Source organism: Deltaproteobacteria bacterium (genome assembly GCA_016874775.1).
In the GTDB taxonomy this organism is placed as follows: Bacteria; Desulfobacterota; Binatia; order Bin18; family Bin18; genus VGTJ01.
This window is the reverse complement of record VGTJ01000004.1, coordinates 1-19765: the sequence shown is the minus strand read 5'-3', so window position 1 is coordinate 19765 and position 19765 is coordinate 1. Positions and strand designations below refer to the sequence as shown.

Genomic DNA, 19765 nt, shown 5'->3' with positions numbered 1-19765 from the left:
CTCCCTACCGTAACGCATCCAGATTCTTCTGCGCACGAGCAAAATTCGGATTGAGCGTCAAGGCCGCTTCAAACTCTCTACGCGCATCGTCAGATCGCCCTGCGCGAGTATACACTTCTCCTAACTCGTTGTGCGCCACCTCATCACTCGGGCAGAGGTCGAGCCCTTCTCGATAGCGCGCAATCGCATCATCGTCATTGGTCGCTTTCCGTGCTGCATCAAAGGAAGAAAAGGCTTTGTTACAATTGGCCCGTTCTTTCTCTTCTGTCTCACGCTCGTGTTGTAACGCATCAGCTTCAGCCCTGAGCTGCGCGCTTTCTTGCCTGAGACGTTCGATCTGTACTTTCTGTTGTTCGAGCTTGGTGTTGTCGAAAAGTGTACAGGCAGGAAAAAGTAGCCAGTAGCCAGTAGCCAGTAGCCAGTAGAAAGATACTCTACGATTCATTTACCGTCCTAGATTCCAAGTTTCACGTTCCACGCAACACTCATCAGTCTCATCGCAGCCCCGGCATCACCTCTTCTGTCCAGCGTTTGAGTTGCTGCACGGGGTTCGGGCTGGCAAAGCGCAGAACAATGTATTCAGCCCCAGCGTCGATAAAGCGACGAGTGTGCGCGATACAATCCTCTGGAGTGCCGTGGATAGCGAGGCGCTCAAACGGCTTAGCTGCCATGTTGTAGTTGCTGCTCAAAAACGCGCCAGTTTCCTCCCACGCGGCTGTGCGACTCGTGCCAACATTCGCAAAACAGTAGACCGCAGACTGTACATCTTTGGGATCACGACCCCCTTCACGGCACAGCTCATCGAGTCGCGTTCGTCCTTGCAGAAATCGTTCTGGTGTCACAAACGCCGGTGCCCACGCTTGGCCAAATTTCACGGTCCGTCGCAAAGCACCTTCACTGCGCCCACCAACCCAAATCGGTGGATGTGGCTGCTGCAATGGTGTTGGCTGCATGGCAATCGAATCAAAGCGATAATACTTGCCCTGAAATGCGATCGGCTCGCCGGTCCACAATAGACGCAGCACTTCTAAACCCTCATTGGTCCGGGCTCCGCGTTCTTTCACAGGAACGCCAGACGCCATGAACTCTTTCGGATGTTCGCCGCCAACGCCGACACCGAAGATGAATCGACCACCCGAAATATGATCCAACGTCGCGACGGTCTGCGCCACATGTACCGGGTTGCGCAACGGCAACAACAACACCGCAGGGCCAACCTTAATACGGCTCGTACGTGCCGCTACTGCTGCCAACGTCGTGAAGATCTCAAAGCGTGGGATATGGAACACAATGTGATCTCCACCCCAGACCGAGTCATAGCCATACTCTTCAGCTTTGAGAGCGACTTCCAGATACTCCGTCGCATTCACTTCACTCCGCGGGAAACCGTTGGGAAGGCCGATGCCGAACTTTACTTGAGGCATTACTCTCTCCTGCAGAAGTAGCCAGCATTCAGTAGCCAGTAGTCAGTAGACTGAAGAAGAACCGGAGAATCGGGGAAACAGTGAGTCAACACGCCTTGTCGCCGAGTCTTCCCGCCTCCGACTCTTTTTCCACGCTGACTACTGAATGCTGCCCACTGACTCCTTTCTTGGTTAGAACTTATCCTTCAGATTCCTCGTCTTCTCCAACACGAGGACCGGATCAAGCGCAATCTCGGGGAATTGCTTTTTGACGTTCCCCTGTAACTCGCTGCTATTCACGCGCACGAAGGGGTTGATATCTTTCTCTTCAGCAACAGTCGATGGAATCGTCGGCACATTCTTGGCCCGCTGCGCTTGTGCCCATTGCAGTTTGGCTTGGAGCTTGGCGTTGTGCGGCTCTAAGGTTAACGCAAACTGAAGATTCTTGACGGTGTACTCATGCCCACAATAGACTCGCGTGTCATCAGGGAGTGACATGAGCTTCACCATGTTGCTGTGCATGTCGGCTGCGGTGCCTTCAAATAGCCGTCCACAGCCCGCAACGAACAGTGTGTCGCCGGTAAAGACCGCCTTCTCCTGCGGAAAATGCAGCGCGATGTGACCGCTGGTATGACATGGAATAAAGAGAAAACGCGCCGTGAGTTTGCCGATCTGCAGCGTATCGCCTTCATCAACCATGTTCGTGATCGCTGGCGTACGGTCTTTATCCCGCTTGTGGCCATAGACTTTGAGACCGGGAAATTCTTTGACCAACTCTTCATTGCCACCGACATGGTCCCAATGATGGTGAGTATTAATAATGGAAGTAAACTTCACGCCCTCGCGTTTGACCGCCTCAGCTACCGGCCCAGCCTCCGACGGATCAACCACACCGGCTTCTTTGGTTGCTTCATCAATTAATAAGTACGCATAATTATCAGCTAAAACAGGAATCGGAATGATTTTCATCACCGTCTCCTCTCATGTTGTATTCGCTAAAAGCGAGGGTACTGTATAAGAGAGGTCAGACGTGGGTCAAGCAGCGCGTAACGGAGTTGCGGGAAGCATCCGTGGTGAGTTAAGACAACGTCACGATAATCGATCTGGAGGAACAGTATGCAAGGCATCTTGGATCACATAGTGCTGAACGCCGAAGATGTTGAAGCGTTAGTGCGGTTTTACACTGATATCGTTGAACTCTCACCAGAGCGCGTCGAGGAATATCGTCAAGGCAAAGTGCTCTTTCCCTCCGTCCGGATCAATGAAAACACGCTGATCGATATCGCCCCCAAAGCGATGTGGGAAAAGAACAACCTCCGCTCAGTCGCACGACGCAACCTCAATCACTTGTGCCTGACGCTAGACAAAAGCGAATGGGGCAAACTTTGTGCACGACTCGAAACCCATCGCGTGTCTACCGATGGTCCCCACCCTCGTTGGGGCGCACGCGGGAACGGTACGTCGATTTACTTTCGCGATCCTGAAGGGAATGAAATCGAAGCGCGATATTATGGGGAGTAAACTCATATAGAGAGTGGGGCTACCATTACAGTAGCCCCACGACGCCCCGGTTACTGCTTCATCGGAAACCCATACAACTTCGCCACGTTTTCGTAGACGACTTTTCGTCGCGTCGCTTCTGGGAGTTGTCCGAGTTGCGTTTGCAAGAATTCTTGCGAATCTGGCCAGACGCCGTCAGGGTGCGGGAAGTCTGAGCCCCACATGACGTTGTTCACACCAACTTTCTCAATTTGATCGATACCAGCCTGATCTTGTTGGTAGGTTGCGTACATCTGGCGATACCAATACTCACTGGGCTTCATTTTGAGATCGAGATCCTTGAATTGATCTTCCCATTCATAATCGAGCCGTTCGAGCACGTAAGGAATCCAACCAATGCCTGCTTCACCGATGACAATCTTGAGATTCGGCAACCGTTCGAGCGCGCCGCTGTAAATAATCGCAGCCATCGCTTCAACCATCGACATCTGAAAACCAGCGAGTAGAGTCGCGAGCCATAAACGACGCGAACGATGGTTGGTCAACCAACTCATGTCTTGCTTGGGACCAATAGTGTGGAAGTGAATCGGGATGTGGCACTCATGCGCAGCTTCCCACAATGGATTCCAGTTCTCATGCCACAACGGCATCATACCTGGGGAGATCGGAATTTCAGCGCCTCTAATGCCCATCTTGGCGCAGCGTCGCACTTCATCGGCGGCTTTGTCAGGAGAGAAAGTCGGAAGACAAGCAATCGTCGCTAAACGCTCAGGACAAGCCTTGGCAAAATTCGCGGCAAAATCGTTATAGATACGGACCACAGTCTCAACGATTTCAGGATCTTGTAAGCGGAAAGCGGCACCGAGAATACCGTAGAGGACTTCCCCGACTACCCCATCTCGGTCTTGGTCTAACAAGCGATATTTGGGATCAGACGTGCGGAAAATGCCGCGTTTGTAATCTTCATACAGCCCTTCGGCTGCCATCCGGTCTGACCGGTAAATCTGGCCAGGAACATACTGACGCCCTGCCGATCCCATTCCTCCCGCAAGCCCAAGATTCGCGCCGTTATGGGCAACCCATGATTTTCCCTCGGGACTTTCAACAACTTTCGGCATTTTGTCTTTGAGCGCGGCGGGTGCATTGGCAGTGAACAACGTCGGTGGTAACCACGGCAAGTCGATATGTCCATCTGCAGAAATCACCGGATGATTAAACATGCGCATTTCCTCCCTGGTGTGCTTCCTATAGCAGAAATGGCTCGCCCCTGAAAAGCGCAGCGACAAGCCGCGACTTCTCTTGTATAGTAGAAAGCTTGTAGACTACAAGAGTAAGGTTATTGTGAATTATCGCGCATTTTACATTCTGAATTTCGCCGTGTTTACCGGTATGCTGGGCGTTGGCATCGTCATCCCCTTCTTGCCGATCTATGCCAAAACGCTTGGAGCAACCGGCGTTACCATCGGCGTCTTTTTTGCCAGTTTTTCACTAGCACAAATGCTCTTCATGCCGTTCATCAGTCGTTGGTCAGATAGCCACGGCCGCAAGTGGTTTATCGTTTGCGGCTTGTTCCTCAGTAGTATTCTGTCCTTATGGTACGTGTACGCACCATCGATTGGCTATCTCATTGTTGGACGTTTTTTCCAGGGCGGGATGATGGCCTTGGTCTTGCCGATCGCCTCGGCCTATGTTGGGGACCTCGCTCCACCGCAGCAACGCGGGACCTATTTGGGGATTTTCAATTTGTTTATCACCAGCAGTTTTGGCGTAGGACCACTTGCAGGTGGCTGGATCAGCGACCATTACGGTATTGCCGCAAGTTTCTATTGGATGGGCGGACTCACCTTTTTATCTTTTCTAGCGGTGTTACTGCTGCTACCGGAGTCGCACGGCAGTGCCCAAGCCAAAGCCCAACCAACCTCGTATCGAGAGTTGCTGCAACAACCCAAGGTCAAAGGGCTCGCCCTGTATCGCATGGTCAACTCGATTCAAATGGGGTTGTGGTTTTCTTTTCTTCCATTACTCGCAGCGGAAGTTCTTCAATTGGACAACTCACAGATCGGAACCGTCATTGCCACCCATATGTTGGTCAGCTCCCTCGTGCAGGTTCCGGCTGGCCGTTTGGCCGATCGCATGAGCCGGCATACCCTGGTTTCGCTTGGTGGCTATCTTGGCTCGCTGGCATTTCTGGCAGTATGGTACGCGCAAGGATTTATTCATCTATTAATCATTGGCGCTTTCACTGGCGCCCTGATGGCAGTGGCCATGCCGGCTCTCACCGCACTCGCAGCCGACGAAGGACAAAACAGCGGTATGGGCGCGGTCATGGGGGTACTAAACATGGCGATGAGTGTTGGTATGATGTTGGGACCGGTACTCGCAGGAACACTCGCAGAAATCTTTGGACTACGGTTGTTGTTTGTTTTTGGCGCTGTGGTGGGGGTGCTCGGGACGTTAGGGTTCGCTCGCTTGTCGAAACAACAAGGCGCGCCTGCCCTCGCGGCACCCGATCTGAGAGGACGCCAAACTGAACTGAGCGTGTGACCTCGTCATTAGATAGTCGTCATACCAGAAAGTGGTGCCCGATCATGTCTCTCAACTTCTTTGGCCTCCGGCAAACTCCATTTGGTGAAGTTGACTCAGCGTCGCTGTTCTGGACGCAACAACGACAAGATCTTGCCGCGACCATTCGCCGTTCCCTTATCGAGCGACAAGGAATGGTGATGCTGACCGGCGAGGATGGGAGTGGGAAAACGACTTTTATCCGTGCGGTACTCGACGAACTCCCTGCCCAGTCCATTACAGTCATTCCTCTGTCGGCTGAGAAACTGTCGTTTTCTCTGTTACTCGATACCGTGATTACCAAGTTGGGTGGAACAGTCGAACAAGATTACACGATCTCTCTGGCAGATACACCTGCAGCAGCCACCGCCAATCAACCGTTAGCCCCGTTAGAGGATATCGCCCCGCGCATACGCGCACTCCATGCGGCATTACTGGCAACGTGCGCAGAGCATGAAGGTTCTGTTGTTATCGTCATTGACGATGCCCATCAGCTTCCGGTGAAGACATTGAAGGATTTTCACTGGTTGTCGGTATTGGAAACACAAGGCAAGAAACTCTTACAAACGATCCTTATTGGGAATGCTACGCTACTCCTCAAACTGGAAATGCCCCAGTTACAACAACTGAAACGGCGCATGGCCACCTCTGGAGAACTGCGACCCTTCACATTTGAAGAGAGTTTTGTCTATCTGGTAACCCGGATACGAACCAAAGTCGGTCCACGTCTGGCCACACCACTTTTTTCGGTGGAGGCCCTTCGTCTTCTTGCGCGACATGGCAAAGGCAACCCGCGGACTCTGAATACCCTTGCCAATGCCGCCTTGCATGCTGGGACCGCACGCCAACAAAAACCAATTTCTGGTCCGCTCATGCTTGAGGCGATTGCTGAGGCTCGTGCGCTGCTCATGCTCAACCGCCCGAATATCCCCCCTCAGCCCCCTTCCCGTCCACGAGTGAGTTCACGAGTAACTCCAAAGCGTATACCTCCATCAGTCACTGCACGACCTCTGTGGGCAGCCGGTGTCGGTGCGCTTGCCGCAGCGTTGCTGCTATTTGCCTATCAGAGTGTGAGAGGCGGGTGGGGCGCGATCTGGCACAACCCTTTAGATTTCTTTCGTAAGAGTACAGTAGCGCAGGCATCCCCTGGCACCGGAACCACCCTGCCCTTGGTTTCTTTGTCCACCGAACAATCTGTCACACCAGAGGTCGCGCCCTCTGAAGAACCAGTACAACGTAACCAGCGCAACAAAACGCGGCGGAAGCTAGAAAAAGAGCAAGAAAAAGCTCAAGAGAGCAGCCGGTCTGCGCCGCGGTCATCGGCACGCAGAAATAAAGACACAGAAAAGACCACACGCCGCGCCCCTGGTGGTACTCCAACTTCTTCCCCGGAGCAAAATCGCAGTGCCGCAGAATTGTCAGGACCAGGAAAAATTCTCTATCGCATTCCCCCCAATGCGGCCTCTAATCAAGATCGCCTGTTTGATGAGTAAGGAGACGTGCATGACGAAAAAACCTGCTGTGAGTGTCGCCCCCATGCCTGGGCGACGGAAAACAACAATCGAACTGGCTCAACGGTTTGAAGCCATGGGATTTAGCGGCATATACAGTCCTAGTGTGATCGACAATATGACGTGGTGTGCACTACTCGCGCAGACCACGAAAGAGATTCCGTTCGGCACTGCCATCACTAACATCTATACTCGCCATCCATTCGATTACGCGCAAACAGCGTCATTCATTCACGAACTGTCCGGTGGGCGATTCCAATTTGGTATTGGCGTCAGTCACGGACCAATGCATCAACGTCTGGGACTCCAAGTCGGAAAACCGCTGGGCGATATTCGTAACTTCATTAGCGAAATGAAAAAGAGTGTACCAAGCGCTGATATGTTGCCACCGATAGTCCTGGCAACGCTGCGCAAACCAATGGTGCGTCTAGCTGGTGAAATTGCTCAAGGCGCGTTATGGGCCAATGCCGCACGTTCGCACATGGCCGCTTCTATTGCTGCGTTGCCAGCAGAAAAACGCAAAGATCCCAAGTTCATGATTGGCAACATGGTGCCAACCTGTATTGATGACGACAAAGCTACAGCCGCCGCGGTCAATCGCCGTACGCTGTCCAGCTATGTTCGCCTGCCTAATTATCAACAGTACTGGATCGAAGCAGGCTTTGAAGAAGAGATGATGGCGGTTCGTCAAGCGATCGCCAACAAAGAAGAAGAAAAAATTCCCCAACTGCTGTCGGATCGCTGGTTATCACAAGTGACACTGTACGGCTCGGCCAAAGAAGTGCGCGAAGGAGTCGAAGCGTGGCACGACGCCGGTGTCAATACACTGATTGTGGTACCAACCTCAGCACGTGGCAATCAATTGGTAGCGTTCGAAGAGTTGTTTGCGGCGTATCGGTAACGTTAGCGATCAGCACTCAGCAGTCAGCCAGAAAAATAAGAGTGAAAATTTCTTCAGAAGCTGAAAGCTGACCGCTGAGTGCTACGCCAGCACAAAGGCCCTCTTCACCCTACGACGAATCGCAGCTATATCGACGAAAGAATGCGCGTACACAAAAAATACTGACGCGACATAGGAGGAACTGCATGCTGAAACCGATCATTTCTGCGGATTCACACATCACCGAGCCACCGGGCACGTACGTGGACCGTATCGATAAGAAATATAAAGATACCGCCCCACACATTGTCCGCGACGAAAGAAAAGGGGACCTCTTTATCATCGATGGCTTAAATCAGCCGATTCCGATGGGGCTCGTCGCAGCAGCAGGCAAAAAGGCGGAAGAGTTACAAGCTTTTGGTGCGAAGTTTGAAGAATTACACCGTGGCGGTTGGGATCCTCAGGCTCGCATGGCCGAACAGGATCGCGATGGCGTAGCAGCGGAAGTCATCTATCCGACTGTTGGCATGCTCCTGTGTAATCACCCGGACTTCGATTACAAGAAAGCTTGCTTTGATGCCTATAATCTGTGGGTTACTGAATACTGCTCCTCCAATCCCGATCGTTTAATCGGCCTCGGGCAAACGGCACTGCGATCAGTCGACGAAGGTATTGAAGACTTGCGCAAAATCAAAGCTCTTGGCCTCAAGGGTGTCATGATGCCTGGAAATCCGCAGATCGCCGACTACGATGATCCCATTTATGCACCGTTCTTTGAAGCAGCCATTGATCTGAAGCTCCCACTGAGTTTCCATATTCTCACCAGTAAAGGCGATGTCGTCGGTGCACCATCACGCGGACCGAAAATGAATGGCTTCCTCTCCATCATTCGTGGGTGCCAGGACATCATGGGGACCTTCATCCTCGGTGGAGTGTTTGAACGTCACCCGAAGTTGAAGATTGTTTGCGTTGAAGCCGATGCTGGTTGGGCGCCGCATTACATGTACCGTATGGACCATGCCTATGATCGTCACCGCTACTGGCTCACGGCAAGCAAGCTCAGCAAGATGCCGAGTGAATATTTCCGTGAACATATCTATCTCACCTTCCAGGATGACTGGGTGGCCTTCCAGATGAAGGACCTGTGCAATGTGCGGCGCTTGATGTGGGCAAATGACTTTCCCCATAGCGACTCAACCTGGCCGCACTCGCAAGAGCTGCTCGCGAAACATACCTCGCATCTGACAGAAGAAGAGAAGAACTGGATTCTCCACGATAACGTAGCTGAACTGTACAACTTGCCGAACTAAGTACGGAGACTTCCGCTCTGTCCACGTTCATCGTAAGATCAGGGGCAGCGTACCTCGCTGCCCTTTGAATTTGTGCGTCCTCACGGACAGATTGCTTCATGCGCTCATCACTACCGTCGTACGATTTTAGCCAGCCACATCTGCTCTCGCTGTTGTTGCTCTTGCCGTTATTCTGGCTCTGGCAATGGCGCGCATTCCGTCGCTTGCCATCGTTGTTGAGCGTGCTCCTCCATTCGCTCGTCCTGGCATTGCTGATTCTTGCCGTTGCTGGCTTACACACCTTACGACCAGGTGCCGCTAGCATCCCGCTTCTGGTCATTGACCTGTCTCGCAGTTTGACTGCCCCACAACGACAATGGATACGAGACACGATTGAGCACCAACTCCACCCACAACCTGATACCCCAACGGTTATCTTTGCAGGAGCCGCAAAACAGGTCGACTGGCGAGAAGCCAAGAACCTGCTCGCGAAACCACCCGAAGACTTACAACTCACCGAGACTAGCCTGCAACGCGCGCTCACAGCTTTGCTTGACGAAACCCATAATCGTCATGTCTATCTGTTTACCGATGGTTGGGAAGTCAGAGAAGGTGATCCGTCGACGGGAACACAGAACGACACTCCCGCAACTGCAGCAAAAGCCGTGTTTCCCCTCCTGAAGGAACGACAGTTAAAAATTTATCCCTTCCTTCCGCCACCTCCGGCCATCGTCCCCAACATCGCCATTCAACGGTTTGGGGTCCCGCACGCTGCCAATGGTGGCGACACCATTCAGGCCCGTATCGCGCTGGAAAATACCAACCCGCATCCCGTACGAGGTGAACTCAGGGTGACAGAGACAGATCGGGTCGTCTGGCAACAGCCCCTCACGCTCAATCCCGGCGCCTCAGTCTTCACTCACGCCATTACGTTCCCTGAAACCAGTAGTGGGCTTATTCCTCTCCGTGCCGTCTTCACTCCGAGTGCAGCTTCAGAAGATGCCACCCAACCAGATAATCACGCGACAGCCTGGTTACAGCTGACCCCCAAAGAGCGAGAAATCTTGCTCGTCAGTGCGCGCGCTCAAGACAACCGTTACCTTGCACGGATCCTCAGCAGTCAAGGGTTAGGCACGACAGCCATCGATTTACCTGCCGCAATACCGCCGTTGTCGTCTTTTCGCGCCATCATCCTCAACAACGTCGCGCGCAACAAACTTCCCGGCCCACTTCTTTCCGGGCTCGATAACTACGTCCGTCAAGGTGGTGGACTCATTATGATCGGTGGTGAAGAGAGTCTTGGACTTGGTGGCTACAAGGGTTCAGAAGTTGAACAGATACTACCAGTGACGGTCACTCCACCGCAGAAAGAAGAGCACACGACGGCAGTCGTTCTTGTCATCGACACCTCCGGCAGTATGCGGCGTGAATCGAAAATTCTCTATGCCAAAGAAGGCGTGCGCGCCGTCGCCCGCAATCTGAAAGATCGAGACTTCTTTGGCGTTATTGGTTTTGACACTGAAGCGTTTCCGGTGATTCCCGCGCAGCGCATGAGTGGCGTCCGGGCTGACATCGACAGCCGCTTAGAACGCCTCAAACCGTCGGGCGGCACCTTTCTGTTGCCAGCGCTTGAAGAAGCAAAGCGACAGCTCGAACGACAGCCAGCGACCCGCAAACATATGATTGTCCTCACTGACGGTGAAACCGGCGGGAGTGGGAGTGAATATCTCGACCTCGTGACCGCCATCAATCGCGAACTCAAAATTACGATCTCAGCGATTGCGGTGGGGGAAGAGCCGAACTTGCGGCTCCTCTCACGTATCGCTGACTATGGTGGCGGAGCGTTTCATCACACCACCACCCCAGAAAATCTGCCGGACCTCTTTGTTGGAGAAATGCGGCAAGAAAAGAAACCCGAAGAGAAGACCATGGTCGAAAAAGATCTGGTGCCCGTTGCCAACCCAGGGTCACCCATCCTGCAAAGCCTTGAGAACCGTGCGTTTCCGCCCATCAAAGGGTATGTCACCACCCAAGCCAAGCCGGGTGCCAGAACTGACGTATCACTGCAAGCCAACGGTAAACGCCCACCCCTCCTTGCCTCCTGGTCATACGGGCGTGGAAAATCAATTGCCTTTACTTCGGATGCCAATGGTCGGTGGTCAGCCCCCTGGGTGAGTTGGGATGGATTCGCCAAGTTCTGGGAGCAAGCGATTCGCTGGGCGCTTGGAGACAGCAACAAAGCTGGAGACAAACCGAAAGAGCAGTCACAATTACAATTTTCTGTCGAGCTTGGGCACAATACCGATGGTGTCGTGATTGACGTGTTTGCTTACGGAACCAGCGAAGATGGTAAGTCCGCTTTCGCTCGCATTAACGGTCCCGGTATTACTGATGTCTCGCTCGCCCTGCAACGGCTCGCCCCTGGCCATTATCAAGGGATTTATCGTACCAACAAAATTGGCGACTACCGTGTCGATGTGACGCTTCCCAACGGAGAGCACCTCGGACCACTGGGCTACACCCTCCCCCATCAGAACAACGTCGCCGAGATCCCGCAACCACAACCAAACACCCTGCTCCTCGAAGCACTCGCAACCGCGACTGATGGTGCGATCAATCCCGATCCAACTTCCCTCGTCCTCCCCGTCGCTGTACCAGAACCACACTCTTTGTTACCCTATCTCGTTCCGCTGGCCATGGCCGTGTATTTTCTGGAGCTGCTGATACGACGGCTGGTGTAACTATTTCAACTGTACTGTTGTCATTACGCTCAGCTCTCCGTGCGAGGGCGACTTTTCCCCCTCTAGCTCAGTACCGGCACCTCAGCTATTGTCCATCGCATGAAAAGGACAATGCTTGCCATAACTATCGTAACTGTTGGCCTGTGGGCAGGAACCGTCACCAATGTCTATGGACAAGGCTATAGCGGTCTTGGCGTAGATTTCAGCGGATTTGGAGGGGGCTCTGGAGAAGGGTCAGTATTCCCTATTCGCATCAAGCTCAGAGGCACCTTGAACCCGACGACATTGCAAAAGGATAGTACTAAAGTCGCCACTTTGGCGATTAATGGATATCACGAAACCTATCAGTTTGAGATCACGCAAGCAGAATCGGTCGACGACAAACAAATTCCGCGAAGAGCCATCATCCCAAGGATTACCTTTAACTCTTACGATTATCGTATTTTTGGCAACCGGGACCTTCTCTCAAAGATTGGTCAGGCGGTCCCTAATACACCCCTCACTATCATCGGATTTCTCCGACAACGCAAAAGTGAACTGATCATCGAAAGTATCGAGACGATACACGCTGATGGGCGACCTTCCTTAAGCGGCGGAGCAGGAGGAATCCCGCCTGCTCTCATGTCATCCGAGGATCTCCAACCAGAGTGAGAGGCAGAGAAAGGCTTCACCCGTAGGAAATCTCGGATCGGTACGTATAACGTGGTATAAAAATCTTCACTCAGGGAGGCAAATGATGTCTAAGACCTATCGTCACCAATTTTCTCACTTCATCACTTGTTGTGTGCTTCTCTCTTTATTTTGTGTTGCTCCGAGTGGATTTGCACAGGTGCCACCTGGAGGAATGGATGGGGCGACCTCCGACGCCTCCCGAACCCCATTCAAAATTAAACTCACTGGCTTTTTGAACACGAATCCTGAGGCAGGCTCGAAAGTCCTCAAGTTAGGCATTAACGATTTTCGTGAGACCTATCAGTTTGAATTGGTCAAAGCGGAAGCAGTCGATGATAAGCAAATCGGTGAGGGAGCGATTCTCCAACAAGCAGGCAAATATGCTGTCGATTTCGACCTCGTTGGACCACGCGCCTTGCTCTCCAAAGTCGGTCAAGCTGAGCCAGGAACGCCGCTCACGATGATCGGCTTCTTTACCCAACGCAATCGTAAGCTGCAATTGGAGAGTGTCGACGTGGTTGGGCTGACAGAGTCTCAGGATGCTGTGGAATAAAAACTGCGCATACGTCATATTTGCCCGACGTTGCGATGCGACGTCAGCTCTGCCTGGGCCTGGGCCCCTAAACCGTCGACAGCCCCACCGGGGCTGAGTAAAAAGCCAGCGTAAGCTGGCGGCGTGAATGTAGCCCAGCCTTTCAAGGCTGGGGCAGAGGCTGCCTTTTTGACGTCCGTCGCGTAGTGACGGTTGATAAAAGGGTTCATCTGTAACTAGAAGTTGAAGCCCCGGATCTTTATGGTACTCACCCCGCGTATGTCTGCAATTTTTTCTCTCTGTCTCTCTCTCGCTCTGGCTCTCGCCTTGGTCAGTTGCACTCCAAAACAGCCACTGAAAAAGCGTGTGGCAGAGACGCGTATCCCAACCTGCGAAGAAGCGAATCGACTAGCGCATCGCGCTGTTGTCAGCATGGGCTACGCAGCGGCGGCAGTGCAGATCGCGAAACCTGGACAGCCTGGATTCATTGAGGCTAAAAAAGAAGATGGAAAGTCCGGAAAAGTCACCATTACATGTACCGACGAGAGTCATGCGACTGCGGTACCGGATCGCAGCGGAGAACCCGTTCGAGCGTTGGTCGGCGCCGCGGATAAACCTGGTTCATTCCCGCACGTTTTCACGCAAACCTACAACATCCTGTTGAGTAGTCAGAACCTGGGTGATGACGGGCCGGGGCGCGGCATGTCGATGGTGTTGACCCGCTTAGGAAGTTTCGAGTCACAAATGGAGTTGGGCGCAGACCTACCCAAAAGTGGCGTTCTGCCAATTAAGGCGGTCATTACCAACAACTCGCCACGTCCGTACGGATTGAATGCCGATAAGGTTTTTCTCTCCTCTGCAGGTGGCGGGCAAGTCGCACCAGTCGCAGCACCGACAACGCAAGGCAAAGCGTTGCAGGGTGATATTACCCTGCAACCTGGACAAAGCATTACCGGCTATTTGTTCTACCCCACGGGGCAATACACTTCAGCGCGCACCACACTCACAGATAAGGAGAACGACGAAGAAGAAGGATTTTCCGTGCGATTTGAGTGATTAGGCAACTTGAAACTGCATCATGCCAAAGCCTACAGCCATCGCTTGTTCGTACATCACCACGTTGCCTTTCGTACCTTCGACCACGCCAGCGACCGCAACCCAGTTGCGAATTTCGTGCGTACCATTGCCGATCGCATCGAGTTCTGCATCACTGAAGCTGCACATGGCAGGGTTCTGGGCACACAATAAATCGAGAAACTTTTTATCGAAATCTGGAGTCACTCGCCCCATATCTGGAGTACCAACTGCATGGGATAATCCACCAGTTCCAAGAATCGCCACGCGACGCGAACTATCGGCTTTACGAATCGCCTGCCCCACCATACGGCCAAAGTCATAGCAGCGTTTGAGGCTCGGCAGCGGCGGCAAGACGCAATTCTGAATGAGCCAGAGATACGAAAGATCCCACTTCGGAGTCAGGAAATGTGGGACTGTGAGGAAACCGTGGTCGAGCCCCACTTCCCCCAGACGAGTCAGATCAAACCCTTGCTGCACGCCTTCTTTCATCACCGCTTCAGCGAGATCTGACGCACAATTGATCTTGATACTGTTGCTTGGCATCCCTAACCAATTCTCCACTGGTCCGACCGCCGTTGTTGAGGTCACCACCCCAAACGACGGATAGCGACGTGGATCGAGCGCGTTGAAATGTTCATCAGAAATCACCACGAGTGTATCGACCTTCTTATCAGTGAGCGTCTTTTTCAGCGTATCGAACCCCTGGTGAATACGCTGCCAGGTAGGTTGGTCAGCCATTTGCGGAGCCATAGTCATTAACGGGCTGTGAACCGACGCCATAGCGGCAACAATTTGGGCCATCATTCCTCCTTCAGAAAAGAGAGTAATCAGTAGGCTGAAAACGAATGGGAGAACCGGCGACCTTCCCCTCCCCCGTTTCTCCGTTTCACCGTTTCTCCGTTTCTTTCCCCTTCATCCCCGTCGCCGCTTGTAACGATTGCAGATACTGCCCCAGGTCATGCTTAATGGCAAAGGCATACTGCACGAGAATGTACGGATGAGCACCGTGGGTGTAGAGCCAGCCCATGTCCTTGGCTTTGAGCCGTTCGCGCTCTTCGGAAGTGAGGTCATAACTGGAAGTGACTGAGTCCGGATCCTTTTGGTACTGCTCCAGTTTCTCGTCAGAGCGGAAGAGATCGACAAGCATAATGTTGAGGGCCTGGGCACTCATGAGAGCCTCCTTTTTTCCTGGGAGCGCGGGCGTCTCGCCCGCGCTCCCAGGTTGTCTTTATGCATCAACCCTCGCCGACGCATACCCACTAATCACTTCCTGACCATCCTGATTCACCGTGGAAACATCGAGCTCAACGAAATGTTGACCACCCTCTTGGCGAATTTCTTTGACAGTCGCCTTCGCTGTCAGACTATCGCCCGGCCACACCTGGCGGGTGAACCGCACGCCATATTTCGTCAGGCGCCCATCGCCAACGTAATTAGTCAGCATCTTACCGGTCATGCCCATTGAGCACATGCCGTGGGCAAAGACACTAGGATAGCCCGCAATCTTGGTGGTAAAGAGTTCGTCCGTATGCACAGGGTTATAGTCGCCCGATGCTCCCGCGTACTGCACTAATTGTGTGCGCGTGAGGTTCTCGACAATTTTTTCAGAGTGGGTATCGCCAACTTTGAGATTCTTTGCTGATAATGCCATGACGTTCCTCCTCACTATTTCGGATCAACCGGGCGTTCAGTCTGAACACCGACGCTACGGGCCGTAATCACCAGCTCGCCTTTTTGGTCGCGATACTCAGTAATGGTTTCGGAGAACTTTAGTTTGCCCGAGCGTTTGCCTTCCTTCTCCCAGGCTTTTCCGGGTTTCACCGTCACAGTGAGTACATCACCGGGCTTGAGATGACGATGATATTCGAAGTGCTGCTCAGCATGGAGCCCGCCACCCCCACCGCCGCCGCCACCTTCGCTGCTCTTCTCCCGTTTGATGCCGGTGGGTTCCTTGCCTGAGCCAAACCACGGCTGGCCAATCTTCGGGCGTAAGAAATAGTCAGGATCAAACTGGGCACTGGACTGCGCAAACGTCGGTGGCGCGATAATCGAGCCGACTTCCGTTGTCTTCGCATAGTCGGCGTCCGCATAAATTTTGTTGGCGTCACCAACCGAACGAGCAAACATCATAATGTGGCTTGCTTCAACGGGGAATTTAAACTCCGCCATGATGCTCTCTCCTCCTTATACTCTCCCTAGAGACGTGATGCCGGGAGCATACGTCCGCCTCCAGGATGTTGCAAGTCGCTCCCACACCGAATAGTACGTCTTTGTAGGGCAGGCCGTGCCTGCCGACTCTTAGAAACAATAAAAAACGGAGGAAACCATGCCCAAGAAAAAAATGCTCGTCGCTGGTGCATCCGGCCTCGTTGGCTATGCAGCCGTGCAGCATTTCGCCCAGGCGAAAGACTGGGATGCCGTCGGTATTTCTCGCCGTATCCCCGCAGGTTTAGAAGACGCCACTATCGTTTCTGTCGACCTGCAAAACAAAGCGCAGTGCGCGGAGGTATTCAGCAAGATGCATGACGTTACTCATGTCATCTACGCCGCGCTGTACGAAAAGCCAGGACTCGTACAGGGCTGGCGTGAGCGCGACCAGATGGAAACCAACCTGGCAATGCTCGATAACCTCATGGCACCACTGGAGAAGGTCGCCAAGAATTTGCAGCATGTCTCGTTGCTACAAGGCACCAAAGCTTACGGTGCGCACTTAGAGCCCTTCCCTGTTCCAGCCCGTGAACGCTGGCCCCGGCATCAACACGAGAACTTCTACTGGCTGCAAGAAGACTATCTGCGCGACCACCAGAAAGGGAAGTCGTGGCATTGGACGGTGTGGCGACCGCAACTCATTCTTGGTGAATCATTGGGCAGTCAGATGAATGTCATTCCCGCCATTGGTGTCTATGCTGCCCTGCGACGTGAAGCTGGATTACCACTCTCCTATCCAGGCGGTGCCTCATTCGTGTTGGAAGCAATCGATGCTGATATTCTCGCGCGAGCCTGTGCCTGGGCAGCAACAGCCTCTGCCAGTCACAATGAGGTCTTCAATATCACCAATGGAGACGTTTTCGCCTGGCCGAATGTGTGGCCTGCGATTGCTGATGCATTGGGCATGAAAGTTGGCCCTCCAGAGCCATGCTCGCTTGCCGAAGAGATGCCGAAACACGAGGCGGCATGGGCGGCGATCGTCCGTGAGTATGGACTCCGCTCGCCAGCGAGTCTGCGCGACTTCGTCGGTCAGTCGTTTATCGTCGCCGATTTCTCCTTCGGCTTCGGCAGTCGGCATGATTCACTCCCACCAATGCTCGTCAGCACCATCAAGCTGCGGCAGGCGGGTTTTCATGAGTGCATGGATACCGAAGATTGTTTTCAGAAATGGTTCAGGCAGTTTCAGGAGTTGAAGTGGTTACCGCCGGTGGAACGATAGAACAAGGAGAACGTAGGCCGGAATAAGCGCAGCGTTTCCGGCAAGAGCGCGCCGGGAACGGCTTGTGGCCCCTTCGACTGGGCTCACGAAAAGCTTATCCCAGCCTACGGCTATTTTTTTAATTCCGCAATCCACAATCCGCAATTCTTGCGGGCGAGACGCCTGCGCTGCTAGAGCCTCACATCATCCCCTGCGCATGCTTCTCAATTTTCGGCCAGGCCTCGACACCTTTCTGCTGGAGGTCAGCAATGACCTCTGCGGTGTAATCCGCTGTGATGCCAGTTTTGTACGACGCCCGCGCACTGCAGCGAGCAACCCAGTTCATGACACGCGGATAGCGCTTCTCATACAGTGCCGTCCAACCAAACTGCAGTAATGTCTGGAAATACGGAGCCAAAGCAACATCGGCAAGTGAGAACGTATCGCCAACGACCCACGGATTCTTCTCCAGTGACTTCTCCATATCCTGAATTGTCTTCATGTAGGTCTTCACACCGTCAGCCACATCTGCTGCATCAAGGCCAAACTTCACTAATCGTTTCTGTCGCTCACGTCGTGGAGCTTCGGGGATCTTCTCAAGTAACGCCTGCCGCTCTTCCTCAGTTTTCTTCATCAAGCCAGGCATCATCAGCAACGGCCACTGCATCGCACCACACGAAGGATGGAGTTTGCCATCGACGTGCTTCATCCAGAAGCGCACGTGCGCAGCGAGATAGGGGTCAGACGGCATCAAGCGTTGCTGCGGAAACGCGTCATCCAGATATTCACAGATAATGTTCGACTCAATCACCGGTCGCCCGTCATGGACCAGTGTCGGCACTACGCCCAACGGATTCAGCTTAAGGTATTCAGGCCGCAAGTTCTCTTTATCTGGCAGATTGACATGATGGCTCGTCCAGGAGAGGCCTTTTTCGACTAAGACAATCTTCACTTTCTGTGCACACGGTGACTGCGGATGAGTATAGAGTTCGAGCATCACGGCCTCCTTTTGTTTCTCCATTGACCCATTTACCCTTTTCCCCACTTCCCCTTGCCCCCGTTTATACACCCGCCCTGCGTTCCCGACAAAGGCTATTGTGAATTCCCATACTCGTGATAGGGCTCTGCCAGAGGAAAAGACATGAATACGAGCATTGAAAGCCAGATGAAAGAACTTCTCGATCGCGAACAGATCCGCGACCTCGTACACCGCTACTGCTGGGCAGTCGATCGCGGTACGCTCGAAGAAGTCATGGCGCTGTTCCACACAGAATGTAACCTCGCATTAGTTCCTGGCACACGTTATCCAGGGCGCGAGGCCACTCACAAATGGTATAGCGTCTACATGCAGAACCGCATGGAAGTCCTGCGCCATCTCATTCATAACCAAGTCATCACAGTAGATGGCGACACCGCCACATCAAAGAGCTACTTCGACGCCGTCGGCGATCTCAAAGGTGAGTCGATTACCGTCGCGGGGTTTTACGAAGACACATTGTTTCGCGTGAACAGCGAGTGGAAATTCACCGAGAAGGTTATCAAGCTGGACTTCCTAGTTCCGCTACAAGAAGGCTGGGGAGGGAAGCGGATCAAGCGTAACCTGGTGCCACGGAAGGTGTAAGGTTTCAACTAGTAGATAGTCGGCCCTGAAAAAGTCGATTTTAATTAATAATTGGCTAGTAACAGAGTGTGAAGGATCATTTCTGCCGCGTTTGGAGGGCTTTGGTAGCTCCGATCGCTGAGGAAAGCTGGGGACAAGCCAGAGTGAAATTGCAAACAAATGAGCCAAAGAGCGCAAAACCTGGCAAAATCAAGCGTCGATTTATCAACAAATATTTTGTGTTTCTAGATAGTTAGATATTTTTTTCAGGGCCGACTATTACTACTCCGTTAAGTAATAAGATATAGTAGAAAGAGCGAAGAGACAAGGATGGATGAGCAGCGTGAAACTGGCAGAGTTACGAGCGGTCGAGAAGCAGCTGGGCGCGTTTGTGGAGGAGTTTGCTCCTGAATTGGGGCGCGCGGAACGACGCCACTGGGGCAAGCAGTATCTGATGGGGTTATTAGTGAGCTTCCGGTAAAGCCGCTTGACACCCGAGGTTGAGAGACAGCAAGAGCTGCTGCGTGGTTGTTCGCACCAAACTCTCACGGCCAGACCGATGCAACGAGCACGAGATGTGAAGCCCTCCAGG

At 53.0% G+C, this 19765-nt stretch carries 21 protein-coding genes; 12 read left to right on the top strand and 9 right to left on the bottom strand.

Features of this window, described 5'->3' with window-relative positions; genetic code table 11:
* Positions 1-4: 4 nt before the first annotated feature.
* From FJ147_01190 to gloB, 3 genes are all read right to left on the bottom strand, one after another.
* Positions 5-445 (bottom strand): tetratricopeptide repeat protein, encoded by a 441-nt coding sequence (locus FJ147_01190; GenBank protein MBM4254492.1) that lies wholly within the window; start codon positions 443-445, stop codon positions 5-7.
* A 49-nt stretch (positions 446-494) separates the two neighbouring features.
* Entirely contained in the window at positions 495-1424 is a 930-nt protein-coding gene (locus FJ147_01185; protein ID MBM4254491.1) for an LLM class flavin-dependent oxidoreductase, read from the bottom strand.
* 171 nt (positions 1425-1595) lie between these two features.
* Positions 1596-2372, bottom strand: coding sequence for a hydroxyacylglutathione hydrolase (gloB, locus tag FJ147_01180; GenBank protein MBM4254490.1), 777 nt, complete (start codon positions 2370-2372; stop codon positions 1596-1598).
* A gap of 147 nt (positions 2373-2519) precedes the next feature.
* Between gloB and FJ147_01175 the strand changes: the two genes are divergently transcribed.
* Complete coding sequence (locus FJ147_01175; protein ID MBM4254489.1) at positions 2520-2924, top strand: VOC family protein; 405 nt, start codon at positions 2520-2522, stop codon at positions 2922-2924.
* A 50-nt stretch (positions 2925-2974) separates the two neighbouring features.
* On the opposite strand, the gene FJ147_01170 is transcribed toward FJ147_01175, so the two are convergent.
* Positions 2975-4129 (bottom strand): amidohydrolase, encoded by a 1155-nt coding sequence (locus FJ147_01170; GenBank protein MBM4254488.1) that lies wholly within the window; start codon positions 4127-4129, stop codon positions 2975-2977.
* Between the two features lie 73 nt (positions 4130-4202).
* On the opposite strand from FJ147_01170, the gene FJ147_01165 reads away from it, so the two are divergent.
* The 8 genes from FJ147_01165 (at position 4203) to FJ147_01130 (ending at position 14146) form a co-directional block, all read left to right on the top strand.
* Positions 4203-5447 carry an MFS transporter gene (locus tag FJ147_01165; GenBank protein ID MBM4254487.1) on the top strand — a complete coding sequence of 415 codons (1245 nt, stop codon included), beginning with the start codon at positions 4203-4205 and terminating at the stop codon, positions 5445-5447.
* 44 nt (positions 5448-5491) lie between these two features.
* Positions 5492-6958, top strand: a complete 1467-nt coding sequence (locus tag FJ147_01160; GenBank protein ID MBM4254486.1) for a hypothetical protein — start codon at positions 5492-5494, stop codon at positions 6956-6958.
* Positions 6921-7877 (top strand): LLM class flavin-dependent oxidoreductase, encoded by a 957-nt coding sequence (locus FJ147_01155; GenBank protein ID MBM4254485.1) that lies wholly within the window; start codon positions 6921-6923, stop codon positions 7875-7877. Before FJ147_01160 ends, FJ147_01155 begins: the two co-directional genes overlap by 38 nt.
* A gap of 185 nt (positions 7878-8062) precedes the next feature.
* Positions 8063-9166 (top strand): amidohydrolase, encoded by a 1104-nt coding sequence (locus FJ147_01150; GenBank protein ID MBM4254484.1) that lies wholly within the window; start codon positions 8063-8065, stop codon positions 9164-9166.
* A 98-nt stretch (positions 9167-9264) separates the two neighbouring features.
* Positions 9265-11886, top strand: a complete 2622-nt coding sequence (locus tag FJ147_01145; GenBank protein MBM4254483.1) for a VWA domain-containing protein — start codon at positions 9265-9267, stop codon at positions 11884-11886.
* A gap of 111 nt (positions 11887-11997) precedes the next feature.
* Positions 11998-12537: a hypothetical protein gene (locus FJ147_01140; protein ID MBM4254482.1), complete on the top strand. Its 540-nt coding sequence runs from the start codon at positions 11998-12000 to the stop codon at positions 12535-12537.
* 82 nt (positions 12538-12619) lie between these two features.
* The gene (locus FJ147_01135) at positions 12620-13111 is read left to right on the top strand and encodes a hypothetical protein (GenBank protein ID MBM4254481.1); all 492 of its coding nucleotides are present in this window, start codon (positions 12620-12622) and stop codon (positions 13109-13111) included.
* A 345-nt stretch (positions 13112-13456) separates the two neighbouring features.
* Positions 13457-14146: a hypothetical protein gene (locus FJ147_01130; protein MBM4254480.1), complete on the top strand. Its 690-nt coding sequence runs from the start codon at positions 13457-13459 to the stop codon at positions 14144-14146.
* Here FJ147_01130 and FJ147_01125 read toward each other — a convergent pair whose 3' ends face one another.
* The 4 genes from FJ147_01125 to FJ147_01110 form a co-directional block, all read right to left on the bottom strand.
* Positions 14147-14971, bottom strand: coding sequence for a hypothetical protein (locus FJ147_01125; GenBank protein MBM4254479.1), 825 nt, complete (start codon positions 14969-14971; stop codon positions 14147-14149).
* A gap of 82 nt (positions 14972-15053) precedes the next feature.
* Positions 15054-15338 (bottom strand): hypothetical protein, encoded by a 285-nt coding sequence (locus FJ147_01120; protein MBM4254478.1) that lies wholly within the window; start codon positions 15336-15338, stop codon positions 15054-15056.
* Positions 15339-15395: 57 nt separating this feature from the next.
* Positions 15396-15818 (bottom strand): acyl dehydratase, encoded by a 423-nt coding sequence (locus FJ147_01115; protein ID MBM4254477.1) that lies wholly within the window; start codon positions 15816-15818, stop codon positions 15396-15398.
* A 14-nt stretch (positions 15819-15832) separates the two neighbouring features.
* Positions 15833-16336 carry a MaoC family dehydratase gene (locus FJ147_01110; GenBank protein ID MBM4254476.1) on the bottom strand — a complete coding sequence of 168 codons (504 nt, stop codon included), beginning with the start codon at positions 16334-16336 and terminating at the stop codon, positions 15833-15835.
* 157 nt (positions 16337-16493) lie between these two features.
* Here FJ147_01110 and FJ147_01105 point away from each other — a divergent pair, with 157 nt between their 5' ends.
* Positions 16494-17594 (top strand): SDR family oxidoreductase, encoded by a 1101-nt coding sequence (locus FJ147_01105; GenBank protein MBM4254475.1) that lies wholly within the window; start codon positions 16494-16496, stop codon positions 17592-17594.
* Positions 17595-17772: 178 nt separating this feature from the next.
* On the opposite strand, the gene FJ147_01100 is transcribed toward FJ147_01105, so the two are convergent.
* Positions 17773-18570, bottom strand: a complete 798-nt coding sequence (locus FJ147_01100; GenBank protein MBM4254474.1) for a glutathione S-transferase family protein — start codon at positions 18568-18570, stop codon at positions 17773-17775.
* A 144-nt stretch (positions 18571-18714) separates the two neighbouring features.
* On the opposite strand from FJ147_01100, the gene FJ147_01095 reads away from it, so the two are divergent.
* Both FJ147_01095 and FJ147_01090 read left to right on the top strand, forming a co-directional pair.
* Positions 18715-19194: a nuclear transport factor 2 family protein gene (locus FJ147_01095; GenBank protein ID MBM4254473.1), complete on the top strand. Its 480-nt coding sequence runs from the start codon at positions 18715-18717 to the stop codon at positions 19192-19194.
* 313 nt (positions 19195-19507) lie between these two features.
* Positions 19508-19654 carry a transposase gene (locus FJ147_01090; protein MBM4254472.1) on the top strand — a complete coding sequence of 49 codons (147 nt, stop codon included), beginning with the start codon at positions 19508-19510 and terminating at the stop codon, positions 19652-19654.
* Positions 19655-19765 lie beyond the last annotated feature (111 nt).

Bases quoted from the DNA above. Each gene is read 5' to 3' on its own strand.
- FJ147_01145 (MBM4254483.1), top strand. From the start codon at position 9,265: ATGCGCTCATCACTACCGTCGTACGATTTTAGCCAGCCACATCTGCTC.
- FJ147_01150 (MBM4254484.1), top strand. From the start codon at position 8,063: ATGCTGAAACCGATCATTTCTGCGGATTCACACATCACCGAGCCACCG.
- FJ147_01105 (MBM4254475.1), top strand. From the start codon at position 16,494: ATGCCCAAGAAAAAAATGCTCGTCGCTGGTGCATCCGGCCTCGTTGGC.
- FJ147_01190 (MBM4254492.1), bottom strand. From the start codon at position 445: ATGAATCGTAGAGTATCTTTCTACTGGCTACTGGCTACTGGCTACTGG.
- FJ147_01090 (MBM4254472.1), top strand. From the start codon at position 19,508: ATGAGCAGCGTGAAACTGGCAGAGTTACGAGCGGTCGAGAAGCAGCTG.
- FJ147_01160 (MBM4254486.1), top strand. From the start codon at position 5,492: ATGTCTCTCAACTTCTTTGGCCTCCGGCAAACTCCATTTGGTGAAGTT.
- FJ147_01100 (MBM4254474.1), bottom strand. From the start codon at position 18,570: ATGCTCGAACTCTATACTCATCCGCAGTCACCGTGTGCACAGAAAGTG.
- FJ147_01175 (MBM4254489.1), top strand. From the start codon at position 2,520: ATGCAAGGCATCTTGGATCACATAGTGCTGAACGCCGAAGATGTTGAA.
- FJ147_01170 (MBM4254488.1), bottom strand. From the start codon at position 4,129: ATGCGCATGTTTAATCATCCGGTGATTTCTGCAGATGGACATATCGAC.
- FJ147_01110 (MBM4254476.1), bottom strand. From the start codon at position 16,336: ATGGCGGAGTTTAAATTCCCCGTTGAAGCAAGCCACATTATGATGTTT.
- FJ147_01140 (MBM4254482.1), top strand. From the start codon at position 11,998: ATGCTTGCCATAACTATCGTAACTGTTGGCCTGTGGGCAGGAACCGTC.
- FJ147_01125 (MBM4254479.1), bottom strand. From the start codon at position 14,971: ATGATGGCCCAAATTGTTGCCGCTATGGCGTCGGTTCACAGCCCGTTA.
- FJ147_01135 (MBM4254481.1), top strand. From the start codon at position 12,620: ATGATGTCTAAGACCTATCGTCACCAATTTTCTCACTTCATCACTTGT.
- FJ147_01185 (MBM4254491.1), bottom strand. From the start codon at position 1,424: ATGCCTCAAGTAAAGTTCGGCATCGGCCTTCCCAACGGTTTCCCGCGG.
- FJ147_01120 (MBM4254478.1), bottom strand. From the start codon at position 15,338: ATGAGTGCCCAGGCCCTCAACATTATGCTTGTCGATCTCTTCCGCTCT.
- FJ147_01155 (MBM4254485.1), top strand. From the start codon at position 6,921: ATGCGGCCTCTAATCAAGATCGCCTGTTTGATGAGTAAGGAGACGTGC.
- gloB (MBM4254490.1), bottom strand. From the start codon at position 2,372: ATGAAAATCATTCCGATTCCTGTTTTAGCTGATAATTATGCGTACTTA.
- FJ147_01095 (MBM4254473.1), top strand. From the start codon at position 18,715: ATGAATACGAGCATTGAAAGCCAGATGAAAGAACTTCTCGATCGCGAA.
- FJ147_01115 (MBM4254477.1), bottom strand. From the start codon at position 15,818: ATGGCATTATCAGCAAAGAATCTCAAAGTTGGCGATACCCACTCTGAA.